The organism is Pseudomonas rustica, from assembly GCF_049959085.1.
In the GTDB taxonomy this organism is placed as follows: domain Bacteria; phylum Pseudomonadota; class Gammaproteobacteria; order Pseudomonadales; family Pseudomonadaceae; genus Aquipseudomonas; species Aquipseudomonas rustica.
In genome coordinates, this window is sequence record NZ_CP188200.1 from 955,886 (window position 1) to 980,937 (window position 25,052).

21 protein-coding genes, 6 tRNA genes and 1 pseudogene are annotated in these 25,052 nt (G+C 59.8%); 19 read left to right on the forward strand and 9 right to left on the reverse strand.

Annotated features, from left to right (window positions below; translation table 11 throughout):
* Positions 1-15 precede the first annotated feature (15 nt).
* The 4 genes from ACP3TY_RS04545 (at position 16) to ACP3TY_RS04560 (ending at position 3,110) form a co-directional block, all read left to right on the forward strand.
* Entirely contained in the window at positions 16-363 is a 348-nt protein-coding gene (locus ACP3TY_RS04545) for a DUF4389 domain-containing protein (RefSeq protein WP_008087808.1), read from the forward strand.
* Positions 360-812, forward strand: a complete 453-nt coding sequence (gene sixA / locus ACP3TY_RS04550) for a phosphohistidine phosphatase SixA (protein WP_426619319.1) — start codon at positions 360-362, stop codon at positions 810-812. Before ACP3TY_RS04545 ends, sixA begins: the two co-directional genes overlap by 4 nt.
* 167 nt (positions 813-979) lie before the next feature.
* Positions 980-2,635 (forward strand): AMP-binding protein, encoded by a 1,656-nt coding sequence (locus tag ACP3TY_RS04555; RefSeq protein WP_426619320.1) that lies wholly within the window; start codon positions 980-982, stop codon positions 2,633-2,635.
* Between the two features lie 31 nt (positions 2,636-2,666).
* Positions 2,667-3,110 carry a hotdog fold thioesterase gene (locus ACP3TY_RS04560; RefSeq protein ID WP_053122736.1) on the forward strand — a complete coding sequence of 148 codons (444 nt, stop codon included), beginning with the start codon at positions 2,667-2,669 and terminating at the stop codon, positions 3,108-3,110.
* Positions 3,111-3,123: 13 nt separating this feature from the next.
* On the opposite strand, the gene ACP3TY_RS04565 is transcribed toward ACP3TY_RS04560, so the two are convergent.
* Complete coding sequence (locus tag ACP3TY_RS04565; protein WP_426619321.1) at positions 3,124-6,066, reverse strand: RHS repeat-associated core domain-containing protein; 2,943 nt, start codon at positions 6,064-6,066, stop codon at positions 3,124-3,126.
* A gap of 265 nt (positions 6,067-6,331) precedes the next feature.
* Between ACP3TY_RS04565 and ACP3TY_RS04570 the strand changes: the two genes are divergently transcribed.
* The 4 genes from ACP3TY_RS04570 to ACP3TY_RS04585 all read left to right on the forward strand — a co-directional run bounded on the left by ACP3TY_RS04570 (position 6,332) and on the right by ACP3TY_RS04585 (position 10,033).
* Positions 6,332-7,138, forward strand: coding sequence for an alpha/beta fold hydrolase (locus ACP3TY_RS04570; RefSeq protein WP_053122732.1), 807 nt, complete (start codon positions 6,332-6,334; stop codon positions 7,136-7,138).
* Positions 7,135-7,989, forward strand: a complete 855-nt coding sequence (locus tag ACP3TY_RS04575) for an alpha/beta hydrolase (RefSeq protein WP_426619322.1) — start codon at positions 7,135-7,137, stop codon at positions 7,987-7,989. Before ACP3TY_RS04570 ends, ACP3TY_RS04575 begins: the two co-directional genes overlap by 4 nt.
* A gap of 115 nt (positions 7,990-8,104) precedes the next feature.
* Positions 8,105-8,911, forward strand: a complete 807-nt coding sequence (locus tag ACP3TY_RS04580; protein ID WP_159814973.1) for a DUF4892 domain-containing protein — start codon at positions 8,105-8,107, stop codon at positions 8,909-8,911.
* Between the two features lie 69 nt (positions 8,912-8,980).
* On the forward strand, positions 8,981-10,033 hold the full coding sequence (locus ACP3TY_RS04585) for an AI-2E family transporter (RefSeq protein WP_053122726.1): 1,053 nt from the start codon (positions 8,981-8,983) through the stop codon (positions 10,031-10,033).
* Positions 10,034-10,580: 547 nt separating this feature from the next.
* On the opposite strand, the gene xopAW is transcribed toward ACP3TY_RS04585, so the two are convergent.
* From xopAW to ACP3TY_RS04600, 3 genes are all read right to left on the reverse strand, one after another.
* Positions 10,581-11,195 (reverse strand): XopAW family type III secretion system calcium-binding effector, encoded by a 615-nt coding sequence (gene xopAW, locus ACP3TY_RS04590; RefSeq protein ID WP_426619323.1) that lies wholly within the window; start codon positions 11,193-11,195, stop codon positions 10,581-10,583.
* A 232-nt stretch (positions 11,196-11,427) separates the two neighbouring features.
* Entirely contained in the window at positions 11,428-12,477 is a 1,050-nt protein-coding gene (locus ACP3TY_RS04595; protein ID WP_426619324.1) for a sensor histidine kinase, read from the reverse strand.
* The gene (locus ACP3TY_RS04600) at positions 12,477-13,226 is read right to left on the reverse strand and encodes a response regulator (RefSeq protein WP_053122719.1); all 750 of its coding nucleotides are present in this window, start codon (positions 13,224-13,226) and stop codon (positions 12,477-12,479) included. Before ACP3TY_RS04600 ends, ACP3TY_RS04595 begins: the two co-directional genes overlap by 1 nt.
* Positions 13,227-13,522: 296 nt before the next feature.
* On the opposite strand from ACP3TY_RS04600, the gene pyrF reads away from it, so the two are divergent.
* Entirely contained in the window at positions 13,523-14,221 is a 699-nt protein-coding gene (gene pyrF / locus ACP3TY_RS04605; protein ID WP_172680142.1) for an orotidine-5'-phosphate decarboxylase, read from the forward strand.
* A gap of 85 nt (positions 14,222-14,306) precedes the next feature.
* Here the strand turns inward: pyrF and ACP3TY_RS04610 are convergent, their stop codons facing one another.
* Positions 14,307-15,311 (reverse strand): NADP-dependent oxidoreductase, encoded by a 1,005-nt coding sequence (locus tag ACP3TY_RS04610; RefSeq protein ID WP_159811473.1) that lies wholly within the window; start codon positions 15,309-15,311, stop codon positions 14,307-14,309.
* Positions 15,308-15,445, reverse strand: a complete 138-nt coding sequence (locus ACP3TY_RS04615; RefSeq protein ID WP_426619325.1) for a hypothetical protein — start codon at positions 15,443-15,445, stop codon at positions 15,308-15,310. Before ACP3TY_RS04615 ends, ACP3TY_RS04610 begins: the two co-directional genes overlap by 4 nt.
* Before the next feature lie 105 nt (positions 15,446-15,550).
* Here ACP3TY_RS04615 and ACP3TY_RS04620 point away from each other — a divergent pair, with 105 nt between their 5' ends.
* From ACP3TY_RS04620 to ACP3TY_RS04635, 4 genes and pseudogenes are all read left to right on the forward strand, one after another.
* Complete coding sequence (locus tag ACP3TY_RS04620) at positions 15,551-16,312, forward strand: SDR family oxidoreductase (RefSeq protein ID WP_053122713.1); 762 nt, start codon at positions 15,551-15,553, stop codon at positions 16,310-16,312.
* Between the two features lie 130 nt (positions 16,313-16,442).
* Positions 16,443-17,819, forward strand: a complete 1,377-nt coding sequence (locus tag ACP3TY_RS04625; protein ID WP_159811475.1) for a PLP-dependent aminotransferase family protein — start codon at positions 16,443-16,445, stop codon at positions 17,817-17,819.
* A 990-nt stretch (positions 17,820-18,809) separates the two neighbouring features.
* Positions 18,810-19,034, forward strand: a pseudogene (locus tag ACP3TY_RS04630) (HAMP domain-containing protein); the annotation flags it as partial.
* Positions 19,032-19,895, forward strand: a complete 864-nt coding sequence (locus ACP3TY_RS04635; RefSeq protein ID WP_426620433.1) for a methyl-accepting chemotaxis protein — start codon at positions 19,032-19,034, stop codon at positions 19,893-19,895. The pseudogene ACP3TY_RS04630 and the gene ACP3TY_RS04635, both read left to right, overlap by 3 nt.
* Before the next feature lie 726 nt (positions 19,896-20,621).
* On the opposite strand, the gene ACP3TY_RS04640 is transcribed toward ACP3TY_RS04635, so the two are convergent.
* Complete coding sequence (locus ACP3TY_RS04640; RefSeq protein WP_426619326.1) at positions 20,622-21,380, reverse strand: hypothetical protein; 759 nt, start codon at positions 21,378-21,380, stop codon at positions 20,622-20,624.
* A gap of 383 nt (positions 21,381-21,763) precedes the next feature.
* On the opposite strand from ACP3TY_RS04640, the gene ACP3TY_RS04645 reads away from it, so the two are divergent.
* The 6 genes from ACP3TY_RS04645 to ACP3TY_RS04670 all read left to right on the forward strand — a co-directional run bounded on the left by ACP3TY_RS04645 (position 21,764) and on the right by ACP3TY_RS04670 (position 22,387).
* Positions 21,764-21,839, forward strand: a tRNA-Glu gene (locus tag ACP3TY_RS04645).
* Between the two features lie 2 nt (positions 21,840-21,841).
* A tRNA-Gly gene (locus ACP3TY_RS04650) sits at positions 21,842-21,917 on the forward strand.
* 104 nt (positions 21,918-22,021) lie between these two features.
* Positions 22,022-22,097: transfer RNA gene (locus ACP3TY_RS04655), tRNA-Glu, on the forward strand.
* Between the two features lie 3 nt (positions 22,098-22,100).
* Positions 22,101-22,176: transfer RNA gene (locus ACP3TY_RS04660), tRNA-Gly, on the forward strand.
* A 57-nt stretch (positions 22,177-22,233) separates the two neighbouring features.
* Positions 22,234-22,309, forward strand: a tRNA-Glu gene (locus tag ACP3TY_RS04665).
* A gap of 2 nt (positions 22,310-22,311) precedes the next feature.
* A tRNA-Gly gene (locus ACP3TY_RS04670) sits at positions 22,312-22,387 on the forward strand.
* A gap of 102 nt (positions 22,388-22,489) precedes the next feature.
* Here the strand turns inward: ACP3TY_RS04670 and ACP3TY_RS04675 are convergent.
* Together ACP3TY_RS04675 and ACP3TY_RS04680 are read right to left on the reverse strand one after the other, a co-directional pair.
* A complete protein-coding gene (locus ACP3TY_RS04675) occupies positions 22,490-24,229 on the reverse strand; it encodes a dipeptidase (protein ID WP_426619327.1) in 1,740 nt (579 codons plus the stop codon).
* Between the two features lie 184 nt (positions 24,230-24,413).
* Positions 24,414-25,052 carry a LysE family translocator gene (locus tag ACP3TY_RS04680; protein WP_400650804.1) on the reverse strand — a complete coding sequence of 213 codons (639 nt, stop codon included), beginning with the start codon at positions 25,050-25,052 and terminating at the stop codon, positions 24,414-24,416.

Here is a 25,052-nt window from a genome sequence, read left to right on the forward strand (position 1 = left end):
CGGGAGTAGCAAGCCATGAACGATCCGAAAACCGAAGCCAAGTACGAATCCATCCTCCTGCGCGTGCTGTGGATGATCGTTTACGTACTGGTCTGGCAAGTGGCGCAGTTCATCCTTGGCGCGGTGGTGCTGGTGCAACTGATCTATCGTTTGATCTATGGCGCGCCGAGCGCCAGCCTGATGAATTTCGGCGACAGCCTGAGCCAGTTTCTGGCGCAGATCGGCCGTTTCGGCAGTTTCCACAGCGACCAGAAACCGTGGCCGTTCGCCGACTGGCCAACGCCGCGTACCCCGGAAGGTGAAGCGCCGCACGCCGTCGCGCCGGCACCGCATCCGGTTCGAGATGAGGAGCCCAAGCTATGAAACTCTGGGTATTGCGTCACGGTGAAGCGGTGCCTTACGGCTCGTGCCCCGACTCCGAGCGGGAACTGACCGACCACGGTCGCAAAGAAGGCTTGAGCAGCGCCGCCCATTTGATCGGCCAGCCGCTCACGGCGATCTACGCCAGCCCGTATTTGCGTGCGCAGCAGACCGCGCAGATTGTGCGCGAGGCGCTGGGTTTTGAGCCGGAGATTCGTACGGTTGAGTGGCTGACGCCGGAGGTTGATCCGGACAAGGTCACCGATCAATTGGTCTCGGTGAGCAATGTGTTGTTGGTCAGCCACAATCCGTTGGTGGGCAATCTGCTCAGCTATTTGCAGCATGGCGCCGGTTATCCGCCGGAGAAGGTCAGCACTGCCGGGTTAGCCGAGCTGGAAAGCCCTGAGTTGCTGATTGGCTCGATGACCCTTAACAGCCTCAAACACCCTTAAAAGCAAAGATCGCAGCCTTCGGCAGCTCCTACATTGGAATGCATTTCCCTGTAGGAGCTGCCGAAGGCTGCGATCTTTTGATCTTGTTTCTTTTGGTAAAAAATCCAACCAAGCACTTGCTTGGTTGACTACGCTTGCTCCAGACCTAAAAAACAGGAGCGAGTCGCATGTCTGCCGCCTTCCGTTTGCCGCTGGACGTGTTCTACGAACGAGAAGCCCGGCACCCGCGCCAGCGCTTTCTCGTGCAGCCCATCGGTGGCGGGCAAGTCGAGACCCTGAGCTGGGCCGACGTCGGCCATCAGGCCCGCTGCGCCGCGCATTGGCTGCGTGCTCGCGAGTTGCCGCAAGGCAGCCACATCGCCCTGATCTCGAAAAACTGCGCGCACTGGATCATCGCCGACCTCGCGATCTGGATGGCCGGGCATGTCTCGGTGCCGCTCTATCCCAATCTCACCGCCGATTCCGTCGCGCAGGTGCTCAATCACTCGGAAAGCGTGCTGGCGTTTATCGGCAAACTCGATGACTGGCCGAGCATGTCCAAGGGCGTGCCGGATGATTTGCCGACCATCAGCCTGCCGCTGCACCCGCCTGGCGACTTTGATTTTAGCTGGGCTGACTTGCAGCGCAGCTCACCGATTCAGGACGATCCGCGTCCCGCCGCCGAGCAACTGGCGACGATCATCTACACCTCCGGCACCACCGGCCTGCCCAAAGGCGTGATGCACAGTTTTGCCAATCTCGGTTTCGCCACGACGCGCGGTACGCAGCTGTTCGGGCTCAACGAGAACGATCGGCTGCTGTCGTACCTGCCGCTGTGTCATGTTGCCGAACGGATGTTTGTGGAACTGGCCTCAATCTACACCGGGCAAACCGTGTTCTTCGCCGAAAGCCTCGACACCTTCATTACCGACCTGCAGCGCGCACGGCCCACCGCGATGTTCGGCGTGCCGCGTATCTGGACGAAGTTCCAGATGGGCGTGTACAGCAAGATCCCGGCGAAGCGTCTGGATTTCCTCCTCGGCTTGCCGTTCATCGGCAAACGCGTCGGCCACAAAGTGCTCGCGGGGCTGGGGCTGGATGCCTTGCGCGTGGCGTTGTCCGGCGCGGCGCCGGTGCCGCAGACCTTGCTCACCTGGTATCAGAAACTCGGCCTCGATGTACTCGAGGTTTATGGCATGACCGAGAGTTGCGGTTATTCGCACATCTGCCTGCCGGGGCAATACAAACAGGGCTGGATCGGCAAGCCGTGCCCGGATGTCGAGGTGCGCATCGATGAAACCGGCGAAGTGCAGGTGCGCAGTCAGGCGACCATGCTCGGCTACTTCAAGGATCCCCAGAAAACCGCTGAAACGCTCACCGAGGATGGCTTCCTGCGCACCGGCGACAAGGGCGAACAGGATGCCGAAGGGCGCTTGCGCCTGACCGGGCGGCTGAAGGAAATCTTCAAAACCAGCAAGGGCAAATACGTCGCCCCGGCGCCAATCGAAAATCGCCTGGCAGTGCATTCGCGCATCGAACAGGTCTGTGTGGTCGGCGATGGTTTGAGTGCGCCGCTGGGCTTGTGCGTGCTGTCGACGGTCAATCAGGAGGAGGGCCGGGCGAGTCTCCATTCCAGCCTGGAAAAACTCCTCGAAGAGGTCAACGCCGTGCTCGACAAACACGAACGCCTGCGCCGTCTGGTAGTGGTCAAGGACAGTTGGGCGGTGGAAAACGGATTTCTCACGCCGACCTTGAAGATCAAACGCAACGTCATCGAAGACACTTACGGCGCGCGATTCGAAGAATGGAGCGAGCGCAGCGAGGCGGTGCTGTGGCAGGATTGAGCGACGACTAAAACAACAAAGGAAGTCTGCGATGAGCTTGTGGCGTACCACTCCGAACATCGAGCAGTTGAACGCGATCCAGAAAAACACCATCGGCGAAGTGCTGGACATTCGCTTCGAGTCTTTCGACGAAGAGTCGCTGACCGCGAGCATGGTCATCGACCATCGCACCCATCAACCGTACGGTCTGCTGCACGGCGGCGCATCGGTGGTGCTGGCGGAAAGCGTCGGTTCGATGGCCAGTTATCTGTGCATCGATGCCAGCAAGTTTTATTGCGTGGGGCTTGAGATCAACGCCAACCATTTGCGTGGTTTGCGCAGCGGTCGGGTGACGGCGGTGGCCAAGCCGATTCACATCGGCCGCACCACGCATGTCTGGGATATTCGGTTGACCAGCGATGAGGGTAAAGCCAGTTGCGTGTCGCGGCTGACCATGGCGGTGGTGCCGTTGGGGCAGACGCCGCCTGCGCAGTGAGTCAAGGGCTGGATCAGGTTGATTGGCGACGGCCATATTGGGTCATCGACAGCCTCATCGCATTCGGTAATTCCGGGTGGTAGTCGGGTTCGAAGCTTCTCAGGATGCTGTTCGGAGGAGTAAATCGATCCAGCCTGAATTTCCTGTCGTCAGCGCCGATTAACTTGCTCACGCCGAACTGTACATGTTGCCCAAGGTAAGTGCGGGCTTCAGTGGGCGTTGCCAGACTGTTGATCGCTGCGGATTGTAAGTTGGCATTGCTGATTTTGCCTGTTTCAGAGGCTAAGCCCAATGTCAGGGTTGCAGTCAAAGTCGACCCTGCAGTACGCGTCGCCACCCCATACAGCACCTCCCCGAACTTCGGTTTCGAGAGTCCACTGTTTTCAGGGCGTTGGTATTTCCCCCCCCGGAATGAGTTGATTGTGGTGATAGATACGCCGTCCAGAGCTTCAACAACCGCACCGACAGCAACCCCGGCCGCAAACTCCGATAGTTCTGGTTTAACCGAGCCGCCGGCCGCCAGCAATACTGCGTAAGCGCTGGTGCGCAAGGCTGTCGTGCGGAACGAAGGTGCCACGGTAACGCTAGGGCCAGCGTCGGCGAGTATGCGTTGCCCGGTTTCTCTTGTCAGATTCCCGGGTGCGCTGGCTAGGATTCCAATGGCCGTTACGTTTAAAGCTTCACGGTTGGCGAGGTAGGCGTAAACCGGGGCAGCGGCTCCCGCCGCAGCCCCCACCAGCCCCAATGCGCCAGCCATGAATTTCTGTGTTTTGCGGCCGTAATTACGACCGATGGCAAGCCGACTACCCGCTCCCAATCCCATCGATCCACCGGCAGCGGCACCGACAATCGCGCCTGCGATGGTCAATCCCAGATTGACACCGGCATCCGGGGGCGAGTCCGTATCGCCAGAGGCCCATTGCTCCAATCCTGCGGCGGCAAAATATTTCACCGTACCGCCAGCCAATGCGCTCACGCCGTCTCGGAGGAAGGTAGCGAGTACCGCTGCCGTGCCTTCTTGCACCGTGATCAGCCCCTGCACATCGATGTTGCCGACCGGATTGCCATGCACCATGCCAAACAGATTCAGGCCGTCCGCAATGCCCAATGGATCAGCATTGAGCCAGCGCTGCAGCCACGGCGCGTAATAACGAAAACCGTAGTAATACAACCCAGTGGCATCGCGTTCTTTGCCCGAATAACGCAGGGTTTTGTAACTGGCTTGCACCTGATTGCGCCCAGCCCACCAACAGGTCTCTCCGTAGGGGTAAAACTCTTCCCGCGAGATAAGTTGTGCCTGTGCGTCCAGTTCCACGGTGCTGGAATTCAAGTGATCGCTGAAGTTGTAGCGCTGTTGATCCTGCACCAGGCCCGACGGCAGACCTTTCTCCCAATGCAGCACCTGGACGGTCGCGCGTGCAGCCTTGATCGAGATGACGTGGACAATCTGATCCGGCTCAGTGCGAATTTCCAGACCCGGGAGATAACGGGTTTCACTGCGCCGCGTCACCGAACCGGTGAAGGTTTGACGGATTTTGCGCTGGCGCTGGCCGCCGCCGTCATACAGATAAATCTCGACGTCATCAGGTTCGGCATCGCGAGCCACCTTCTTGACCCGCTGTAATTCATTGCGCCGATTCCATTGCAGATCATTTCCATGCTGCAAAAGCAGGCGATTCCCGCTGGCGTCATACGCCGTAGCAATGTCGCCTTCATCCGGCATCTGGCCGTCGGGTTTCTCCGCCAGACTGCGATTGCTGGAGTGGGCGACGGCGGTGCGTTCGGTGCGGTTACCGCTGGCGGCGCGGTGTTCCATGCGCAGTAAATTACCGGCGCAATCGTAGGTGTAGGTACGCGTGTAGTTTTCCAGTTCTGCCGGATCGGCAGGCGAGGAAAACTCCGGTAACTGTGGGCCGCCAGTGGCGTTACGGATCTGCCGGCCACTGGCCTCAATCAAGCGCGAGAGACTGTCGTAGCGATAGCGACAGGTCGCTTCGGTGCGCTGGTTGCGGTGAAAGTGAGCGGGCGCTGCGTGATCGGCGATGCAGACGATGTTGCCGACCGCGTCATATTGGTAAAGCAGATCCTGCACGGACTGGCCATCGGGTGTCCGGCTGAGCAGATGCTGCAGGCGACCATCTTCAGGGCCGAATGCTGCAAAAGTCTCCACGCCATTTCCTGCACGTTGGTGCTCCAGATGACCCTCGGCGTTGTACTGAATACCGCTAGCCAACGTCTGGCTCTGGACGCTGGCAGCCAGCGTCAGGCGGATTTCGCGCAACTGGCCGGCGCGATCCTGTAACAGTATTTGTTGATTACCCAGCGCATCAATCTGACGCGTCAACTCGCCCACTGCGTTGTAAGTGCAGAGCGTCGTGGCCGGGTTACTTTCCAGAAAGTGATCCCTATCGGTGTCCACCTCCGGCCAGTTCACCGGCCACTCCGGGTCGGCGCAAAAGGTGCGACTGCATTGCAGGGGCAGACCGCTCATGCTCAATTGCGCAAAGTGCAGGGTGCCTGCCGTATCGTCATGCCGAATCAATCGACCGCGACGGTTGCGGGCGATTTCAGCCGGTTCGTCGCCATAGGTGAAGCGCGCAGTGCAGTGCTCAGGCTCGTTCGCAGCCTGCTCGAATATCGCGCTGGGGCGACGCAGCGAGTCGAGGCCAGTGCGGCGGTGGTTGCGTTTCTCATCCCAGCCTTCAAGGCTGATACCGTCCGCTGCGATCAGGCTCAGGCGCCAGCCGGCGTCGGTGTTTTCACTTAACAGCGGCGATCCCGAGAGGCTGAACACGTTGCGCTGATTCGCCGGGGCCGAACGGTCGAGCTGATGCTGGAGGAACAGCCTCGGATCGCGGCTCTGCAGCGCGCGTCCTGCTGCATCGTAAATCTGTTGAGTGATGTAGCTTTCAACTGTCGAACTTGCGTCGCGGCGGTGACAGGCCACGCTGCGCACGGGCAATCCCCTTGGATCGAGCGCCTGGATGGCCGGCGTATTCGCGTGAGTCATGAGGAACCAGCGCCAGTCAAAAGGGGATAGGTTTTTATCGGCCTGAGCAGGGCGCCTGTCAACTGACAGAACTGACAGTTGACAAGTGCCACAACGGCGCGCGCCATAGCCGTGGCACGACTGTCATCATTCCTGGCAGTTACGGTCATTGCTGTCGCGCGCCGTCTTGCGGACAATCAACGCCACGTTTCCCGCTCATGGATGTACCGGTATGTCGCAACCCATCTTTTTCGCCCACGCCAACGGCTTCCCTTCGGGCACCTATGGCAAGTTGTTCGCGGCGCTGGCGCCCGAATACCGGGTCGCGCATCTCGAGCAGCATGCCCATGACCCGCGCTTCCCGGCGGATGACAACTGGTACAACCTCGTCGATGAGTTGATCCACCATTTGCAGCAGCAAGATCAACCGGTGTGGGGCGTTGGCCATTCGTTTGGCGGCGTGCTGCACCTGCACGCGGCACTGCGTTGCCCGGAGTTGTATCGCGGCGTGGTGATGCTCGATTCGCCGGTGCTCACGCGCACCGATCAATGGGTGATTCGTGCGGCCAAGCGTTTTGGCTTCATCGACAAACTGACCCCCGCCGGTCGCACCTTGGGCCGCCGCGAAGAGTTCGCCGACCTCGACAGTGCGCGCAGCTATTTTGCTGGCAAAAGCCTGTTTCGTGGCTTTGATCCGGAATGCTTCGACGCTTATCTGCAACACGGTTTGCACAAGGTCGGCGACAAGCTGCGCTTGCGCTTCGACCCCGCCACTGAGATCAGTATCTACCGCGGCGTGCCGCACACCAGCCCTGGCCGCACCGGGCAATTGCAAGTGCCGCTGGCGGTGGTGCGCGGGCACAAGAGTCGCGTGGTCATGCGCCATCACACGCGGTTCGTTTCGCGACTGGCGCAGGGCGAAGCGCTGAGCATGCCCGGCGGCCACATGTTTCCCCTTGAGCGCCCGCAGGACACCGCGCGGCTGCTGAAGACTCTGTTCACGCGCTGGGAAAACCGTCAGGACAAGGATTGCGCATGAGCCCGACTTTCGAAGAAGTGCGCTTAAGCCTGCCGCATATCGAATTGGCGGCGCATTTGTTCGGCCCCGAGGACGGTCTGCCGGTGATCGCCCTGCATGGCTGGCTCGATAACGCTAATAGCTTCGCGCGGCTGGCACCGAAGCTTAAAGGCTTGCGCATCATTGCACTGGACATGGCCGGGCACGGCCATTCCGGGCATCGTCCGAACGGCGCCGGTTACGCCCTGTGGGACTACGCCCATGACGTGCTGCAAGTCGCCGAGCAACTGGGCTGGAAGCGTTTCGGTCTGCTCGGGCATTCGATGGGCGCGATTGTTTCGCTGGTGCTGGCGGGTGCGTTGCCGGAACGCATCACCCATCTGGCGCTGATCGACGGCGTGATTCCTCCTACAGACAAAGGCGAAAATGCCGCCGAGCGCATGGGCATGGCCCTGCAAGCGCAACTGGATCTGCGCGAGAAGCGCAAACCGGTTTACAACACCCTCGACGGTGCGATCGAGGCACGGATGAAAGGGTTGGTGGCGGTCAGTCGTGAGGCGGCCGAACTCTTGGCCCAGCGCGGTTTGATGCCGGTGCCGGGCGGTTACACCTGGCGCACCGATAATCGCCTGACCTTGCCGTCGCCGTTGCGTCTGACCCAGGAACAGGCGATGGCTTTCGTCGCGCGCATCAGTTGCCCGGCGCAACTGGTTGTCGCGGCCGACGGCATGCTGGCGAAACATCCGGAGCTGCTGGAACGTCTACCCTTTAGCCGGGAACAGCTGCCGGGTGGCCACCATTTGCACCTGAACGATGAGGCCGGTGCCGACCTTGTCGCAGACTGTTTCAATCGGTTCTTCGCCATTCCTTGACTTGCTGCGGGCAACTGTCGAGGCTGGGCGGGTTGAAATGGGAGACAACCACGATGGATTTCTATACCGCTGCGACCTCGAATCACACAGTCATGCCGATCCGATGAGCCTGACTATGCGGTCACTCAGTCTGTTGGCGCTGTGCTGTTTCAGTACCTTTTCATTCGCCGCCGATGTGCCCGGCAGTCAGGATCTGCAGATCGTGCCGCGTCTGGCCGATGCGCAGATTGTCGACTATCGCCCTCCGGTGGAGCTGGAGCGCATCTATCCGATGGGCTCGATCCGCAAGATCAGCGGCCAGTTGCGCTTTGACGGCCAGGTCACCGCCCGAGGCCAAACCACGGCGGTGACCTATGAGTTGCCACCCGAACATTCCGCCACCGAAGCCTTCACCGCTGCCCGCGAAGCCCTGCAAAAGCAGGATGCCGAGTTGCTGTTCTGGTGTCAGGCGCGTGATTGTGGCGAGAGCAGCCTGTGGGCCAACGAGGTGTTCGGCAACTCCAAACTGTACGGCGCTGACGAACAACAGGCGTACTTGCTGTTGAGGCTGGCAGCTCCGCGCGACAACACGCTGGTGGCGCTTTACAGCATCACTCGCGGCAATCGCAAAGCCTATCTGCACGTTGAACAGTTCGAAGCAGTAGCGCCACTGGGCGAGCTGCTGCCGACCTCGGCGACCTTGTTGCGTCAATTGAAAAGCACCGGTGAGCTGGATTTCCCGAACCGCGTGGATGCTCCGGATGACGCTTGGCTGCGGCTGATTTCCCGTGGCTTGAATCTTGACACGACGTTGCGCGTGACGGTGTCCGGACCCAAGGCCGAGGCGTGGCGTCAGGCCTTGATCAATCAGGGCGTACGTGCGGCGCGTATGGAGACCGGCAGCGTCGATGGTGTTGGCCTGCGCATCGATCTGTTGCGATAAGCTGTATCGGGCGAGCGCGCGCGGCGTGTTCGCCTACTCTTGGCCTGACTGACTTTTTCGGAATCTTACATGCTCAATAACGATCGCCTGCTGGTGCAGATCCTCCTGCTGGTGTTGTTTGGCGCCAGCCTGTGGGTGATGGCGCCATTCTGGTCGGCGCTGTTCTGGGGCGCGGTGCTGGCATTCGCCAGTTGGCCGCTGATGCGCCTGCTGACCCGCTGGCTCAATGGCCGGGAATCGCTGGCGGCAGCCATTTTGACGCTGGGCTGGATGTTGCTGGTGGCGGCGCCGCTGGTTTGGCTGGGGTTCAACCTGGCGGACCATGTGCGCGATGCCACGGGTTTCATCAAGGACGTGCAGGTCGACGGTTTGCCGGAAGCGCCGGTGTGGCTGGGGACTGTGCCGTTGGTGGGCGAGCGTCTGGTCGGCATCTGGGACAGTATCGATCAGCAGGGCGCGGCGCTGATGGTGTCGATCAAGCCTTATCTGGGGCAGGTCGGTAACTGGTTGCTGGCGCGCAGTGCGCAGATCGGGGGCGGCATTCTTGAGCTGACGCTGAGTATTGTGTTTGTGTTCTTTTTCTACCGTGACGGGCCGCGACTGGCGGCGTTTGTTCATGGTTTGCTGGAGCGGTTGATTGGTGATCGCGCCGGGTATTACATCGAGCTGGTGGCCGGTACGGTGCAGCGGGTGGTCAACGGTGTGATCGGTACGGCAGCGGCGCAGGCGGTTCTGGCGTTGATCGGGTTTTTGATTGCCGGGGTACCGGGGGCGCTGGTGCTGGGGATTGTGACGTTCCTGCTCAGTCTGATTCCGATGGGGCCGCCGTTGGTGTGGGTGCCGGCGACGGCCTGGCTGGCGTGGAAGGGTGAGTATGGGATGGCGGTGTTCCTCGGGATTTGGGGGACGTTTGTCATCAGTGGCGTGGATAACGTGCTCAAGCCGTATTTGATCAGCCGCGGGGGGAATTTGCCGTTGGTGATTGTGTTGCTTGGGGTGTTTGGCGGGTTGATTGCGTTTGGGTTTATCGGGTTGTTTATTGGGCCTACGTTGTTGGCGGTGGCTTATAGTTTGTTGACGGATTGGAGTAAGAGTCAGGGTAGGGTTGAGGATCGGCGCTGAGTTGTTTGGGCATATCCGTTGCTGCGGGTGTGGCTGATTATGGTTTCGCCCTTACGGCGAGTCACCTTTTCCAAACGCCGAAAAGGTAACCGAAAAGGCTTTGCCCTGACGTTCGGCCCTCGCTGGGGCTCGGGTTCCTTCGCTCCGGGATTGATCCGGGGTTCATCGCCTACGGTTTGCTTCGCTGCACCTCCTCTCGATGTGTTTGGCTGCGCCAAACGGTCGCTGCGCTCCCACCCCGGATCAATCCCTCCACTCAGCCTGCCGACGGGCTCCGAGATCAAAATCAAAAGCTTGTCGAGCTTGCGCTCATCCTGTGTGGGAGCTGCCGAAGGCTGCGATCTTTTGATCTTCGTTGGATTCGCCCCTCACCCCAGCCCTCTCCCGAGGGAGAGGGGGCCGATTTTTGGGCTTTTCAAAATTTGTGTTCGACTCGGTATCCCACGTCGGCGTACCTCTTCCAAACACCTCGATCAGTCCCCTCTCCCTCAGGGAGAGGGCTAGGGTGAGGGGCTTTTGATTTTCCGCTGTAGATTGCGTCGCAGGCTCAAGTCGCCACGTTCAAATACTTGCCGACCGGCGCCGCGTTATCGAGCGAGTACTGCTTGCTCAAATTGGCAATCATGCGATTCAGCGCTTCTGTCGTGCTTTGAGTCGAAGCCGTCTGGTCTTCATCCGGGCGTTCGCGTCCAGCCTGTAAAGCGGCTTTCAGTTCATCACTGCTTACGCCGCCACTGCTGTCGCTATCGAGTACTTGGAGCAGGGCGGCGCTGGTGTCGGTGTTGCTCGTTGAGGTGCTGTCGCTGGTTTGCAACGCGCTGCTCAGTTCGGTGGCGGTGACGCTGCCGTCGCCATCGGCATCGAGTTGGCTGAACAGTTCGTCGCTGTTCATTTGTGGCGGTGGCGGTGGCGGGGGTGGCGTCAGGCTGGCGGTGAGTTCGTCCTGGCTGACGGTGCCGTCCTTGTTTTTGTCCAGGGCGGAGAAGATTTCGCTGCTGTCGGCGCTGGTCAGGCCGCTGCTCAGTTCGTCGCTGTTGATGGTGCCGTCGCCGTTGCTGTCGAGTTTGGCGAACAGTTCTTTTTGCAGTTCCTGACTGCGGGCGTTCCGTGTGGTGTTGCTGGTGCTGGTATAGCTCGTGTAGTTGCTGACGCTACCGATCATTGGACTCACTCCCTGGAATGAAAACCGGTGGGTGTACCGGCTTATGCAGCGTCGGGGCGCAAGTTGTCGGGGGTATGTGCGATTTGTACCGGGAGGTACACAGATCAAAAAAACACGACAAAACCCTGTGGAAGCGGGCTTGCTCGCGAATGCGGTGGGTCAGTCAAATCATTGCTGGCTGACACGCCGCTTTCGCGAGCAGGCTCACTCCTACAAGGGGATGATGGTGGTTTCAGGGGCGGGGCAGGCGGATGATGGCGGTGAGGCCGCCACCGGGGGTTTCTTCCAGATTCAGCTGTCCGCCCAGACGCTGCGCGGCTTCGCGGGCGATGGTCATGCCGAGGCCGACGCCGCCGGAGTTGCGGTTGCGTGAGCCTTCCAGTCGGTAGAACGGTTCAAACACCGCTTCACGTTTGTCGGCGGCGATGCCCGGGCCGTGGTCGATCACGTGAATCAGCAGTTGTTCACGCTGATCCTGCAGTTCGATCCGCGCCTGCCCGGCATAGCGCAACGCGTTGTCCATCAGGTTGTTGAGGCACGAGCGCAGCGCCATCGGTTGCACCGGCAGCGGTGCGCAATGGCCGCTGACCTGCACGTCGGCGCCCTGATCCTCGGCGTTTTCGCACAACGATTCGACCAGCGCCTGCACGTCCATCAGTTGCAGGGCTTCGCTGGTGCGCTGTTCGTGAAGGTAGGTGAGGGTGGCGTCGAGCATGCCGATCATGTCGTCGAGATCCTGACGCATCTGGCCTTGCAGCTTTTCATCGCTGATGTTTTCCAGACGCAGTTTCAGGCGTGACAGCGGCGTGCGCAGGTCGTGGGAAACGGCGCCGAGCATGCGCGCGCGTTGCTGCACCTGTTCGCGGATGCGCTGTTGCATCAGGTTGAAGGTGTGCGCCGCTTGCCGGGCTTCTTTCGGGCCTGATTCGTCGAGCGGCGGGCTGTCGAGGTTTTCGCTGAGGCGTTCGGCGGCGTCGCTCAGGCGCTGGATCGGTCGGGTCAGCAGTTTGGCGCCGTACCATGCGGCGATCATCAGCGAGATGAACTGAAACGTCAGCGGCACCAACGGCCCGCCAAACCATGGGCGCGGTGGACGCGGTTCGAAGCGCGGATCCATCGGCGGACGCTGGCCGTCGACGACCTCGGAGAAATCCGGCGGTGGCGGCGGCGGAGGCGGGCCGTAGTGGTGGAACCAGGCAAACGCCAGCAAGTGCGCCAGGACGATCGCCACGAACAGCATGCCAAACAGGCGGCCGAACAGCGTGTCGAAGCGCGCTCGCATCAGCCGATGTCCCGCGCGTCGAACAGGTAACCCTCACCGCGCACGGTTTTGATCAACTGCGGGGCTTTCGGATCGTCGCCGAGTTTCTGTCGCAAGCGTGACACCAGCAAATCGATGCTGCGGTCGAACGCTTCGATCGAGCGACCGCGCGCGGCATCGAGCAGTTGTTCGCGGCTGAGCACTCTGCGCGGGCGTTCGATAAACACCCAGAGCAAACGGAATTCGGCGTTGGACAGCGGCACCACGAGGCCGTCATCGGCGATCAACTGGCGCAGGACGCTGTTCAGGCGCCAGTTGTCGAAGCGAATATTCGCACGCTGTTCGGTACGGTCGTCGCGCACGCGACGCAGAATCGTCTGAATGCGCGCCACCAGTTCGCGCGGTTCGAACGGCTTGGCCATGTAGTCATCAGCGCCGAGTTCGAGGCCGATGATGCGGTCGGTCGGCTCGCAGCGCGCGGTGAGCATCAGGATCGGGATGTCCGATTCGCTGCGCAGCCAGCGGCACAGCGACAAACCGTCTTCGCCGGGCAGCATCAGGTCGAGCACCACCACGTCGAAATGTTCGGCCTGCATCGCCAAACGCATCGCCGCGCCGTCGGTCACACCGCTGGCGTGGATATTGAAACGCGCAAGGTAGTCGATCATCAGCTCGCGGATCGGCACATCGTCGTCGACGATCAGCGCGCGAATGCTCCAGCGTTTGTCGTCTTTGGGCTCATCAGTCGCGGTCATTTGGGTGTTGTGCATGAGGCTGTTCGTCTGCCAGGTAGGCCGCCAACCACAAAGATGGGCTGCGAGGTAGTGGTTTCAGCATAGGCGTCCGGCCGTGAGGCGGGAAGTGCTGATGTAAGGACGTGTTGCGGCTGGCGAGGCTAGCGCGGGCGCTTGTTGCTGGCGTGTCGGCTGTGTATCGGAGTCGACACAATAGCAGCGAGCGCTATGCTGATCACGGTTGGCGCGACGATTTACCGATCATCGGGTGCCGCGCCGCCGCCGGTTCCGCTACAATGCGCGCCGATTTCGTCCTGCCTGAGAGCCCATTCATGTCCGCCTGCCAGACTCCTATCATCGTCGCCCTGGATTTTCCCACCCGTGACGCCGCACTGAAGCTGGCCGACCAGTTGGACCCGAAACTGTGCCGGGTCAAAGTGGGCAAGGAATTGTTCACCAGTTGCGCCGCAGAAATCGTCGGCACCCTGCGTGACAAGGGTTTTGAGGTATTCCTCGACCTGAAATTCCACGACATTCCCAACACCACCGCGATGGCCGTGAAAGCCGCTGCCGAGATGGGCGTGTGGATGGTCAACGTTCACTGCTCCGGCGGTATGCGCATGATGGCTGCTTGCCGTGAAGTGCTCGACAAGCGCACGGGCCCGCAACCGTTGCTGATCGGCGTGACCGTGCTGACTTCGATGGAGCGAGAAGATTTGGCCGGTATCGGTCTGGACATCGAGCCACAAGAGCAAGTGCTGCGTCTGGCTGCACTGGCCGAGAAGGCTGGCATGGACGGCCTGGTGTGCTCGGCGCTGGAAGCCACCGCACTGAAAACTGCGCACCCGTCGCTGCAACTGGTGACCCCGGGGATTCGCCCGGCGGGCAGCGCGCAAGACGATCAGCGCCGCATTCTGACCCCGCGTCAGGCGCTGGATGCCGGTTCGGATTATCTGGTGATTGGCCGTCCGATCAGCCAGGCGGCGGATCCGGCTCAGGCATTGGCTTCGGTAGTCGCCGAAATCGCCTAAAAGATCGCAGCCTTCGGCAGCTCCTACAGGGCTATGTGAACACCTGTAGGAGCTGCGGCACGCTGCGATCTTTTGATCTTCTGCTTTAAACCTTCAACACCAACTTGCCAAAGTTCTCGCCGCTGAACAATTTCATCAGCGTCTCCGGAAAGGTCTCCAGGCCTTCGACGATATCTTCCTTGCTCTTGAGCTGCCCCTTGGCCATCCAGCCGGCCATTTCCTGCGCCGCGCTGGCGTACTGCGCCGCGTAATCCATCACCACAAAACCCTCCATCCGCGCACGGTTAACCAGCAGCGACAGGTAATTGGCCGGGCCTTTGACCGCTTCTTTATTGTTGTACTGGCTGATCGCGCCGCAAATCACCACCCGCGCTTTCAGATTCAAACGGCTCAGTACCGCGTCGAGAATGTCACCGCCAACGTTATCGAAATACACGTCCACGCCTTTCGGGCATTCGCGCTTGAGCCCGGCGATCACGTCTTCGTTTTTGTAATCGATGGCGCCGTCGAAACCCAGCTCATCGATGAGAAATTTGCACTTGTCGGCGCCACCGGCAATGCCCACCACGCGGCAACCTTTGATCTTGGCGATCTGCCCGGCAATGCTGCCCACCGCGCCGGCCGCGCCGGACAACACCACGGTGTCGCCCGCTTTCGGCGCGCCGACATCCAGCAGGGCGAAGTAAGCGGTCATGCCGGTCATGCCCAGTGCTGACAGATACACCGGCAGCGGGGCCAGTTTCGGATCGACTTTGTAGAAACCTCGTGGCTCGCCGAGGAAATAATCCTGCACGCCAATGGCACCGTTAACGTAGTCGCCGACGGCAAAACCCGGATTGTTCGAGGCGACGACTTTTCCCACGCCCAATGCGCGCATGACTTCACCGATGCCGACCGGTGGGATGTAGGACTTGCCCTCGTTCATCCAGCCACGCATGGCCGGGTCGAGGGACAGGTATTCGTTCTTGACCAGAATCTGGCCCGCCGCCGGCTCGCCGACCGGTACTTCCTGATAGGTGAAGGTCTCGCGGGTGGCAGCGCCCACCGGGCGTTTGGCGAGCAGGAACTGGCGATTGGTCTGGTTGGTCATGGCAGGCACTCGAACGGAATGAAGCCTTGTTGATAGACCTTCACCGCCGATGCCGCAAGGTTGGCTGATGCGGCGAATGCACGTCGATCCAGTGCAGTGATGATCACCGGGCCGGTTTTATCACTGCAACGCATGGGCGCCTAAACAGCCACTGGATAGTGCTGACGCCCGGCCAACCGCTGTGGCTATGCTGCAACGCTAAGCATTCCCCCTGCATCTATGCGTTCGAGGACATAACAATGAGCATGACGTTTTCCGGTCAGGTTGTCGTAGTCACAGGCGCGGCCAACGGCATCGGCCGTGCGACCGCCCAGGCATTCGCCGCCGAAGGCTTGAAAGTGGTGGTCGCCGATCTGGATAGCGCAGGGGGCGAGGGCACCGTGGCGCTGATTCGTACAGCCGGCGGCGAAGCGACCTTCGTCCGTTGTAACGTGACCGTCGAGAGCGAAGTGAAAAATCTGATGGACGAGGTGATCAATACCTACGGCCGTCTCGACTATGCCTTCAACAATGCCGGGATCGAAATCGAGAAGGGCAAGCTGGCTGAGGGCTCGATGGACGAGTTCGACGCGATCATCGGCGTCAATGTCAAAGGCGTCTGGCTGTGCATGAAGTACCAGTTGCCATTGCTGCTGGCGCAGGGCGGCGGGGCGATCGTCAACACCGCTTCGGTCGCCGGTCTTGGCGCAGCGCCGAAGATGAGCATTTATGCGGCGTCGAAACACGCAGTGATCGGCCTGACCAAGTCGGCGGCCATCGAATACGCGAAAAAGAAAATTCGCGTCAACGCCGTGTGCCCGGCGGTGATCGACACCGACATGTTCCGTCGCGCCTACGAGGCCGACCCGAAGAAAGGCGAGTTTGCCAACGCCATGCACCCGGTCGGCCGCATCGGCAAGGTCGAGGAAATCGCCAGCGCCGTGTTGTACCTGTGCAGTGACGGCGCGGCGTTCACCACCGGTCATTCGCTGGCAGTAGATGGCGGTGTGACCGCGTTCTGAACCTGCTCCCTCACCCAGCAATGTGTATCAAATAGTTAGATCGAGCGCTTTTGTCGGCTTTGTCGCACAGCCTCCTGACGGCGGCTGTGATTTACTGCGGCCAGCAAAACGGACAGGAGTTTGTGCGCTCATGGAATTGAGAATCGACCGACAGGCATTGGTGCCAGTGGTGCAGCAAATCGTTGATGGAATGACGGAGTGGGTCGCGCAGAGTGGCGTCGCGCCCGCCACTCGTTTGCCCTCGGTTCGGCAAATTGCCCGGGGCAACTTGCTCAGCCAGTCCTGTGTGACCGAGGCCTGCGAGCGGCTGGTCGCGCAGGGGATTCTGGCTTCATGCCAGGGCACGGGGTTCATGGTGGCCGCGTCACCCAAAACGCTGTGCGGACAGGGCGAGGGCGAGGCTGGTTGCAGCGGCTTCTACGGCGCTGCTGGCGGATTGAAGCTGGGCAGCGGCGGCTTGCCCGAGAGTTGGCGCGAGTCCGATGACTTGAGCTATGCGATCCGCGAGGTTGCCCGCACGGACATGGCCAGCCTGTTCAACTACAGCAGCGCGGCAGGCCTTCCGGCGCTACGCGAGCAGATCGTCAAACGCCTGAAAATATTCAATATCGATGCGCCTGCAGAGCAATTGCTCACCACGGCGGGTGCCAGCCATGCACTGGATTTGATCGTGCGCACCCTGTTGCAAGCGGGAGATTGCGTGGTCGTGGAAACACCCGGATACGCGCCACTGTTCAATCTGCTGCGCTTGAACGGAGTGAACATGATCGAGGTGCGCCGCACGCCGACCGGGCCTGATCTCGACGCGCTTGAAAGGTTGCTGGGTGAATTTCGCCCGGTGGCGATGTTCATCAACAGTCATCACCACAATCCCACGGGTACCAGCCTGACAGCGGCCGCGGCTCAGCAGGTTTTGTACTTGTGCAGGCTGCATGATGTCCGCCTGATCGAAGACGATGTCTACGCCGACCTACACACTGGCAACGGTACCCGGCTGGCGGCGCTGGATGAACGGGTGATTTACGTCGGCAGTTTTTCGAAAACCCTGAGCAGTTCATTACGGGTCGGTTTCGTCCTCGCCGAACCTGAAGTGATTGCCCGTCTGGCGCAAGTGAAGATGATCAGCAGCATGGGCGCCTCGAGCTTCAGTGAGGCGGTTGTGGCAAGCCTCATGGCCAGCGGCGCTTATCGAAAACTGGTGCAGCGCCAGCGCCAGCGCCTGAATACCGATCGCACCGCCGCATTGCAGTTGCTGGAAGACGCCGATTGGGAGGTGTTCGGCAAGCCTACGGGCGGATTGTTCATTTGGGCGCGGGCCCCGCAGACCGATGATGTTCGGTTGTGTCGCCAGGCTCAGCGCAGTGGTGTGTTGCTGTCGGCGTCCAGTGTGTTCAGTCCGAGTGGCGAAAGCAGCGACTGGCAGCGGATCAATGTGGCGCATGCCTGTGATCCGCGCGCGCGGCAGTTTTTTCGCAACACTTGTGCGGATCGACCTCGAGTGTCCTGAAAACGACGCGGACGTAGCTTTTTGCCATTATTCCGACGCCAGAGACTTGTGCTGCCTGTTGGCCGTTGCGACTCTGCGTTCACAGACTTTGGCAGGGGATTAAGCGCAATGATTTCGGCCGTGCAAGGACGTTTTGCTAACCTCGGTATGGCAAAAAAACTGGGTATCGGATTTGCACTGGTGCTGCTGTTGACCGCGTTGGTCGCGGCGATTGGCGTCTGGTCTCTGCAAACCATCAGTCAGCGTTTTGATGGGCTCAAACAGATGTCATCGCTCAATAGCGGTCTGCTCGATGTGCGGCTGCTGGAGCAGGAATATGCGTTGCGCGGCAATCCGAAAACCGCCGATGCCTTGCGTGAAGGCGTCGATGGGCTGATTGCTCAAGCCAATGCGCTCAAGGCGCAATCAGCGGCCAACGTGCCGGTGATGAACGATGTCGTGCAATCGCTGGAGGCCTATCGCAAGGCTTTCGATGAATTTGTTTCGCTGACCCAGACCAAGGATCTGGCGCTGGAGATGGCCAGTTGGTCGGTGTCCAGCGTCGCCAATAACCTCGATGTGTTGCAGGCCGGGTTGGCGGACGACGGCGCCTATACCTTGAAAGAGTCCGAGGGCAAGGACGGTGCGCAATTCATCGAGCAAGCCAGTCAGGTCAGTCAGGTGTCGCGGCTGATGTTGCAGGCGATGAACGAGGCACGGGTTCGTCTGGATCAAAGTCGCAAGGGCGATGCCGACGGTGCCGACAAAGGCAATATCGAGCAGGCCGCGCAGGCTCAGGCGCAGGCCGAGGCGCTGAAGTCGACGGTCAAGGACGAGGGTTATCTGACGGTGCTCAATGAAGTGTCGGGGCACATTGCCGGTTTCAACGAGAAGCTGGCGGAGTACACCCGGTTGTTGGCGCAGGAAAAAACCGTCTACGACCAATTGCATCAGCGGGCCGCGCAAGTGGTGGAGCGGGTCAATCAGGCGTACGTCGCTGAAGACGGCGCGATGCAGGCTGAGCTGAAGAAGAATTCGCTGCTGATTATTGCTTCGTCGGCGTTGGCGCTTTTGGTCGGGTTGATTGCGGCGTGGGTGATTACGCGATTGATCGTTGCGCCGTTGCGAAGTGTGATTCAGGTGGCGCAGCAGATTGCGGCGGGGGATTTGAGTGCGACAGTGCCGGTGACGCGTCGTGATGAAATTGGCCAGTTGATGCTGGCGATGCAGCAGATGGGCGCGGGGTTGAGCACGATTGTCAGCGGGTTGCAGGCGGGTATCGAGCAGTTGGCGAGTTCGGCGCAATCGCTGTCGGCAGTGACTGAGCAGACCAATCTTGAGGTCAGCAGTCAGAAGGAGGAAACCGAGCAGGTTGCCACCGCGATGAACCAGATGACGGCGACGGTGCATGATGTTGCGCGCAATGCCGAAGAAGCGGCGTTGGCGGCGCAGACGGCGGACAGCAAGGTCGAAAGTGGTCAGCAGGTGGTGCGGCAGAGCATGGCGCGGATCGAGCAACTGGCGGATTCGGCAACGTCGGCGAGTTCCAGCATCGAGAGCCTGAGTGCCGAGATTCAGAACATCGGCACGGTGCTGGGGGTGATCAAGAGCGTGGCCGAGCAGACCAATCTGTTGGCGTTGAACGCGGCGATCGAGGCGGCGCGCGCCGGGGAGCAGGGCAGGGGTTTTGCGGTGGTCGCGGATGAGGTGCGTGCGTTGGCGCGGCGTACGCAGCAGTCGACCGAGGAGATTGAGCGCTTGGTCAGTGCCTTGCGGGCGGCGGCGCATTCGTCGGTGCAGCAGATTCAGAGCAGTGGTGAGTTGGTGAAGCTGGCGGTGAGTGATGCGCTGCAGACGGAGAGTGCGTTGGGGAGTATTGCGGCGGCTGTTTCGTTGATTCAGCAGATGAATCAGCAGATTGCGGCGGCGGCGGAGGAGCAGAGTTCGGTGGCGGAGGAGATTAATCGCAGTGTGACGAGTATTCGTGCGAGTGCGGATCAGTCTTCGTTGGCTATGCGGGGGAATGCGGCTTCTAGTGTGGAGCTGGCGCAGTTGGGGGTTGGGTTGCGGGGGATGGTTGGGCATTTCCGGCTTTGACGCTTTGACTTGGCGGCCTTTGGGCCGACCATGTTCTTGGGGTTTTGGGTGTATATCCGGATCTTCGGGGGTTGCGGCTGGCGGTTTCGCTCTTACAGCGACTCCCTTTGGCAGACGCCCCAAAGGAAGCAAAGGTCTGGGCCCCGGCGTTCGGCCCGCTCGCTGGGGCTCGGGGTTCCTTCGTTACGGGATTCATCCGGGGGCATCGCCTCCGGTTTGCTTCGCTGCACCTCCTCTCGATGTGTTTGGCTGCGCCAAACGTCGCTGCGCTCCTACCCCCGGATAAACCCCTCCACTCAGCCTTCCGAAGGGGCCAGCACGGCAAGATCAAAAGCTGCAGCCGAGCTTGCGCTCATCCTGTGTAGGAGCTGCCGAAGGCTGCGATCTTTTGATCTTGATTATGCTTTTGTAGGAGCAGAGCTTGCTCGCGAAGGCGGCCTGACAGCCGACCCATTTCTACGGTTGTACTCAATCCCTGTGGGAGCAGGCTTGCCAGCGATGACGCCCTCACAACCAACAATTATCTGACTGTACGCACCCAATCCAACTGTAGGAGCTAGCCTGCTAGCGATGACGCCCTCACAACCAACAATTATCTGACTGTACGCACCGAATCTAATTGTGGGAGCTAGCCTGCTAGCGAAAGCGGCCTGACATTCCCCTCAGTCCCCATCCATCACCCACAAAAAAGCCACCTCCCGGTGGCTTCTCTCGCTACTTCTTCAATCAGTCGTAAATCACTTTCTTCTTCCAGTCCGCATCCGCCTCTACATCCTTCAAACCTGTGGTCAGTTGGTTCTCTTCACCTTCCACGGGTGCAATTTTGTCCATGACCTGGGCGTTGGCGCGGGCGAGCAGTTTTTCCAGGTATTGCAGTTGTTCGGCGTAGGCCTGCGGGTCTTGTTGTTTGCGCAGGTATTGCACGCCGCGTTCGAAGGCGAGGCGGGCTTGGCCGGGTTGGTTTTGTTGCAGGGATTGTTGGCCGAGGTTGTTGAAGAATTCGATGTGCAGCAGTACGAGGATGTGGCGGACTTCGCGGATCCACTGTTTGGCTTCGTTCGGTGGCAGGAAGCCGTCGTGGGCGGCGCGGGTGATTTGGCCGTGCAGGGCTTCGAGCAGGAAGCGCACGTCTTTGGCTTTGGCTTCGGTCAGGATCGGTGCCGGCGGGTTGTTGACCGGGATCGATTCGCCCTGGGCGACCAGTGCGCTGAGTTCGCTGATGCGCGCTTTGGTGGTGGCACTGGTTTTTTCCAGGTTGAGCAGGCGCTGGCAGACGTTGAGTTCCAGTCGGGTCAGCAACAGTTTGAGCGCAGGGGTCATGAACTGGCCGGGAAAGGTCTCGGTCAGTTCGCCGCAACGGCGCAGGCGGTCGTTGAGTTCGACCTTGGTGCGGGCCTTCTCCAGTTTGTTGTTTTCCACCACATGGTTCATGTAGCCAATGACGATCAGAATTGCGATCCCGGCTACGACTAGCAGGGTGATCATGAGTGGTGTCACCGGTAAGACCTCTTTATAGGGTTCACTTGCGAGTTCAGTGGCTCGGCATTCAGCTGGCTGCCGCTGCTCGACACGTTGGATCGGTAGCTTCTGTCTATATCGGCCACGCACTGCTTAGATAAATGCTGGCGCGGTAAGCGCATATGGCCATCACTGTGCGGTGGACTATAACGCCTTGGCGAGTGGCGGAATATAGGCGTCAATCGTCGGGCGACGGAAAAGCCTGATTGACTTGGTAAAGCAGGTCGAAGTCATTGATTTAAATAAATTTATATCAAGGGGTTGACGACCCCTTAATCCATCCATAGAATGCGCGCCACTTACAGCGTAAAGCACACAGCGAAACGCGGTAGGGAGTGAAGTTGTAGCGTGTCCCCTTCGTCTAGTGGCCTAGGACACCGCCCTTTCACGGCGGTAACAGGGGTTCGAGTCCCCTAGGGGACGCCATTGCGGGAATAGCTCAGTTGGTAGAGCACGACCTTGCCAAGGTCGGGGTCGCGAGTTCGAGTCTCGTTTCCCGCTCCATTTTTAAACAGCAGTGCTTTCGGGCGGTGCTGAGTGAAACCAGAACCAAGTCTTCGGATGCGGATCTGGACACCGAAACACACACCATGTGTTCCGGGTAGCGTGTCCCCTTCGTCTAGTGGCCTAGGACACCGCCCTTTCACGGCGGTAACAGGGGTTCGAGTCCCCTAGGGGACGCCATTTGCGGGAATAGCTCAGTTGGTAGAGCACGACCTTGCCAAGGTCGGGGTCGCGAGTTCGAGTCTCGTTTCCCGCTCCAAATTCTAGAAACGCCGCTCAGTGAGCGGCGTTTTTATTAGTGAAAGTTGTAGCCTGTGTCCCCTTCGTCTAGTGGCCTAGGACACCGCCCTTTCACGGCGGTAACAGGGGTTCGAGTCCCCTAGGGGACGCCATTGCGGGAATAGCTCAGTTGGTAGAGCACGACCTTGCCAAGGTCGGGGTCGCGAGTTCGAGTCTCGTTTCCCGCTCCATATTCAACAAAAACGCCGATCAGTGATGATCGGCGTTTTTGTTTGTGCGCGATTTATCGTCGCCCATAAAAAAGAACCTTTACGGTCCTTTTTTTGTTTCCGTTACAGCTTCGGCAGTTGCCCGATGCGCCCCATCATTTCGGTGACGATCTGCAGATCCAGCAAGAACTGGTCAACAGTCTTGAATTCGCCATCGGTGTGCCCGGTGTATTTCACCTCGGGACGCGCCAGACCAAACTGCACGCCATTCGGCAGTTCATGCACCGACGTCGCGCCGGCAGAGGTGCCGAACTCGTGCTTCATGCCAAGGTTTTCCGTCGACACTGCCAGCAGCGCCTTGACCCATTCGCCTTCCGGGTTGCGGTACATCGGCTCGGCGATCGAGTAATCGAAGGTCACGGCAACGTGGGTTTTCTTCGTCCACGCGCTCAGCTTGTCAGCAATTTCAGCCTTGAGTTTTTCTGGCGATTTGCCCTTCGGCACGCGCAGATTGACTGCCAGTTTGAAGGCTTTGTCGTTCTCACCAACGTAGGTCAAAGAAGTGGTCAGCGGGCCCATGAAGCTGTCGGCGAAACCGACTTTCAAGGTGTTGCCCAAGTAATCCAGGCCCCAGTTGTCAGCGGCATAATGCGCGGCGTCGGTGAACTGATTGTGCTTGAGGGCGACTTTGCCGTTCAGGCTATTGATGAACACCAACATGCGCGCCACCGGGTTCACACCCGATTCCGGCTCGGAGGAGTGCGCAGAAACACCAGTCACCGTCAGTTTGACGTCTTTGCCATCAACCTTGGCCGCCACTTCGAAGTTGCCGCCGTTGTTTTTGGCGAACTCATTGCCGGCCTTTTGCAGACTCGCCGCCAGTTCGGCAGGTTTGTCCGTCACCAACGTCACGACGGACGCCGACGGAATCTGGTTGGTCGCCAGGCCGCCGGTCATCGAAGTGATTTCGGCGCCTTTGCCTTCAGCTTTGCGCTTGGCGAAGTTGGCCATCACGGTGCCGTAACCTTTCTCGGCAATTACCACCGGGTAACCGCCATCCAGCGCCATGTTGTAGGCCGGCGTCGGGTTGTGTTCGAAGTAGTAAGGGATCGCATCGCCGGTGGTCTCTTCGGTGGTGTCGACCAGCAGCTTGAAGTTGCGTGCCAGTGGCAGCTTTTCTTCTTTGATGACCTTCATCGCGTACATGGCGACGACGATGCCGTTCTTGTCATCCTCGGTGCCGCGACCGTACATGCGATCGCCAATCAGCGTGACCTTGAACGGATCGAGTTTGGTGCCGTCCTTGAGCACCCAGTTTTCCGGGGTAACCGGCACCACGTCGGCGTGCGCGTGAATGCCGACGACTTCATCGCCCTGGCCTTCCAGCGAAATCTCGTAAACGCGGTTATCGACGTTGCGGAAATTCAGGTTGAAAGACTCGGCCAGGCTCTTGATCTTGGCAGCGATCTTGATGAACTCAGGGTTGTCGTGCTGTGCCACACCTTCCTTCTGGAAGGTCGGAATCTCGACCAGTTCGCGCAGGGTTTCCAGCGCGGCTTTGCCGTACTTCACGCGCGTATAGATGCCCAGCAGACGATGAATCTCGTTTTGCTGCTCTGCGTTCAGGGTTTTGTTGTCGAGGAAAGCGCTGATGGCCGGGCCGAGGTTGTCGGTTTTAGCGATGTCGCTTTTGGCCAGACTGCCCAGAAACTCGCGAAAATCCGTGACGGTTTTGGCGTCGAAGGATTTCAGGATGACCGCGCTCTGCTCTGGGGTGATGTTGGCTTGAGCGGCGGTGGTGAACGAGGCGAGGCTGGCCAGCATCAGGGTAGCGGCGGCCAGTTGCTTGAGGGAAAAGTCCATTACGGAGGCATTCCTTTGCAGGCGGTTAATGAGATGTTGCCGACGGGTGTGTCAGAAACATTTCGCAAACTAACACTGCAAGCACCTGCCGTGGGAGGCTCTAAACGGGATGTGTCGCACAGAACTGCAAAAGAGGCGCACAAATGAAAAAGTCCCGGCAGGCATCGCCGGGACTTTTTTTGCATTACATGGAGAGCATCAAGCGCCCGGCGAACAGAATCAAAATCACCCCCATGCTGCGTTCGAACCAGTGGCCCATGCGCATAAACAGCACGCGTACTTTGTTGCTGGAGAAGAACAGCGCGACGATGACAAACCACAACGCGTTTACAAAACACATCCACAAACCATACAAGGCCTGGATTTGCAGGGGCGTGCTGGCGCTGATGATCGTGGTGAAGATCGCCAGGAAAAACAGGGTTGCTTTGGGATTGGTCGCATTGGTCAGAAAACCGGTGCTGAACGCTTTGAACAAAGACTGTTCCACCAACGGTTCGTCGGCCGCTTTTTCCCCTTCCAGCGCTGTCTTCGGTTTGCTGCGAATCAGACTGACACCGAGGTATAAAATGTAAGCACCGCCAACCACTTTGGCCACGGTCAGCAACCACGGCGTGGTGTGCATCAGCGCGCCGACCCCAAGCAACGTGTACAGCACGTGCACGGAAATCCCCGCACCAATGCCCAGCGCCGTGCAGATCCCCACCAGTCGCCCGAAGCGCACGCTCTGGCGGATGGTCACCGCGAAATCAGGGCCGGGAGCGACCACGGCAAGGAAGTGAATAGTGGCCAGCGCCAGAAATTCGCCCAGGTAATTCGAATACAT

Coding starts and splice junctions, on each gene's coding strand:
- ACP3TY_RS04585 (WP_053122726.1), top strand. CDS start 8,981: ATGCTCAATAACGATCGCCTGCTGGTGCAGATCCTCCTGCTGGTGTTG.
- ACP3TY_RS04595 (WP_426619324.1), bottom strand. CDS start 12,477: ATGCGAGCGCGCTTCGACACGCTGTTCGGCCGCCTGTTTGGCATGCTG.
- xopAW (WP_426619323.1), bottom strand. CDS start 11,195: ATGATCGGTAGCGTCAGCAACTACACGAGCTATACCAGCACCAGCAAC.
- ACP3TY_RS04570 (WP_053122732.1), top strand. CDS start 6,332: ATGTCGCAACCCATCTTTTTCGCCCACGCCAACGGCTTCCCTTCGGGC.
- pyrF (WP_172680142.1), top strand. CDS start 13,523: ATGTCCGCCTGCCAGACTCCTATCATCGTCGCCCTGGATTTTCCCACC.
- ACP3TY_RS04620 (WP_053122713.1), top strand. CDS start 15,551: ATGAGCATGACGTTTTCCGGTCAGGTTGTCGTAGTCACAGGCGCGGCC.
- ACP3TY_RS04575 (WP_426619322.1), top strand. CDS start 7,135: ATGAGCCCGACTTTCGAAGAAGTGCGCTTAAGCCTGCCGCATATCGAA.
- ACP3TY_RS04545 (WP_008087808.1), top strand. CDS start 16: ATGAACGATCCGAAAACCGAAGCCAAGTACGAATCCATCCTCCTGCGC.
- ACP3TY_RS04560 (WP_053122736.1), top strand. CDS start 2,667: ATGAGCTTGTGGCGTACCACTCCGAACATCGAGCAGTTGAACGCGATC.
- ACP3TY_RS04680 (WP_400650804.1), bottom strand. CDS start 25,052: ATGTATTCGAATTACCTGGGCGAATTTCTGGCGCTGGCCACTATTCAC.
- ACP3TY_RS04640 (WP_426619326.1), bottom strand. CDS start 21,380: ATGATCACCCTGCTAGTCGTAGCCGGGATCGCAATTCTGATCGTCATT.
- ACP3TY_RS04625 (WP_159811475.1), top strand. CDS start 16,443: ATGGAATTGAGAATCGACCGACAGGCATTGGTGCCAGTGGTGCAGCAA.
- ACP3TY_RS04635 (WP_426620433.1), top strand. CDS start 19,032: ATGGGCGCGGGGTTGAGCACGATTGTCAGCGGGTTGCAGGCGGGTATC.
- ACP3TY_RS04615 (WP_426619325.1), bottom strand. CDS start 15,445: ATGCGTTGCAGTGATAAAACCGGCCCGGTGATCATCACTGCACTGGAT.
- ACP3TY_RS04610 (WP_159811473.1), bottom strand. CDS start 15,311: ATGACCAACCAGACCAATCGCCAGTTCCTGCTCGCCAAACGCCCGGTG.
- ACP3TY_RS04675 (WP_426619327.1), bottom strand. CDS start 24,229: ATGGACTTTTCCCTCAAGCAACTGGCCGCCGCTACCCTGATGCTGGCC.
- sixA (WP_426619319.1), top strand. CDS start 360: ATGAAACTCTGGGTATTGCGTCACGGTGAAGCGGTGCCTTACGGCTCG.
- ACP3TY_RS04580 (WP_159814973.1), top strand. CDS start 8,105: ATGCGGTCACTCAGTCTGTTGGCGCTGTGCTGTTTCAGTACCTTTTCA.
- ACP3TY_RS04600 (WP_053122719.1), bottom strand. CDS start 13,226: ATGCACAACACCCAAATGACCGCGACTGATGAGCCCAAAGACGACAAA.
- ACP3TY_RS04555 (WP_426619320.1), top strand. CDS start 980: ATGTCTGCCGCCTTCCGTTTGCCGCTGGACGTGTTCTACGAACGAGAA.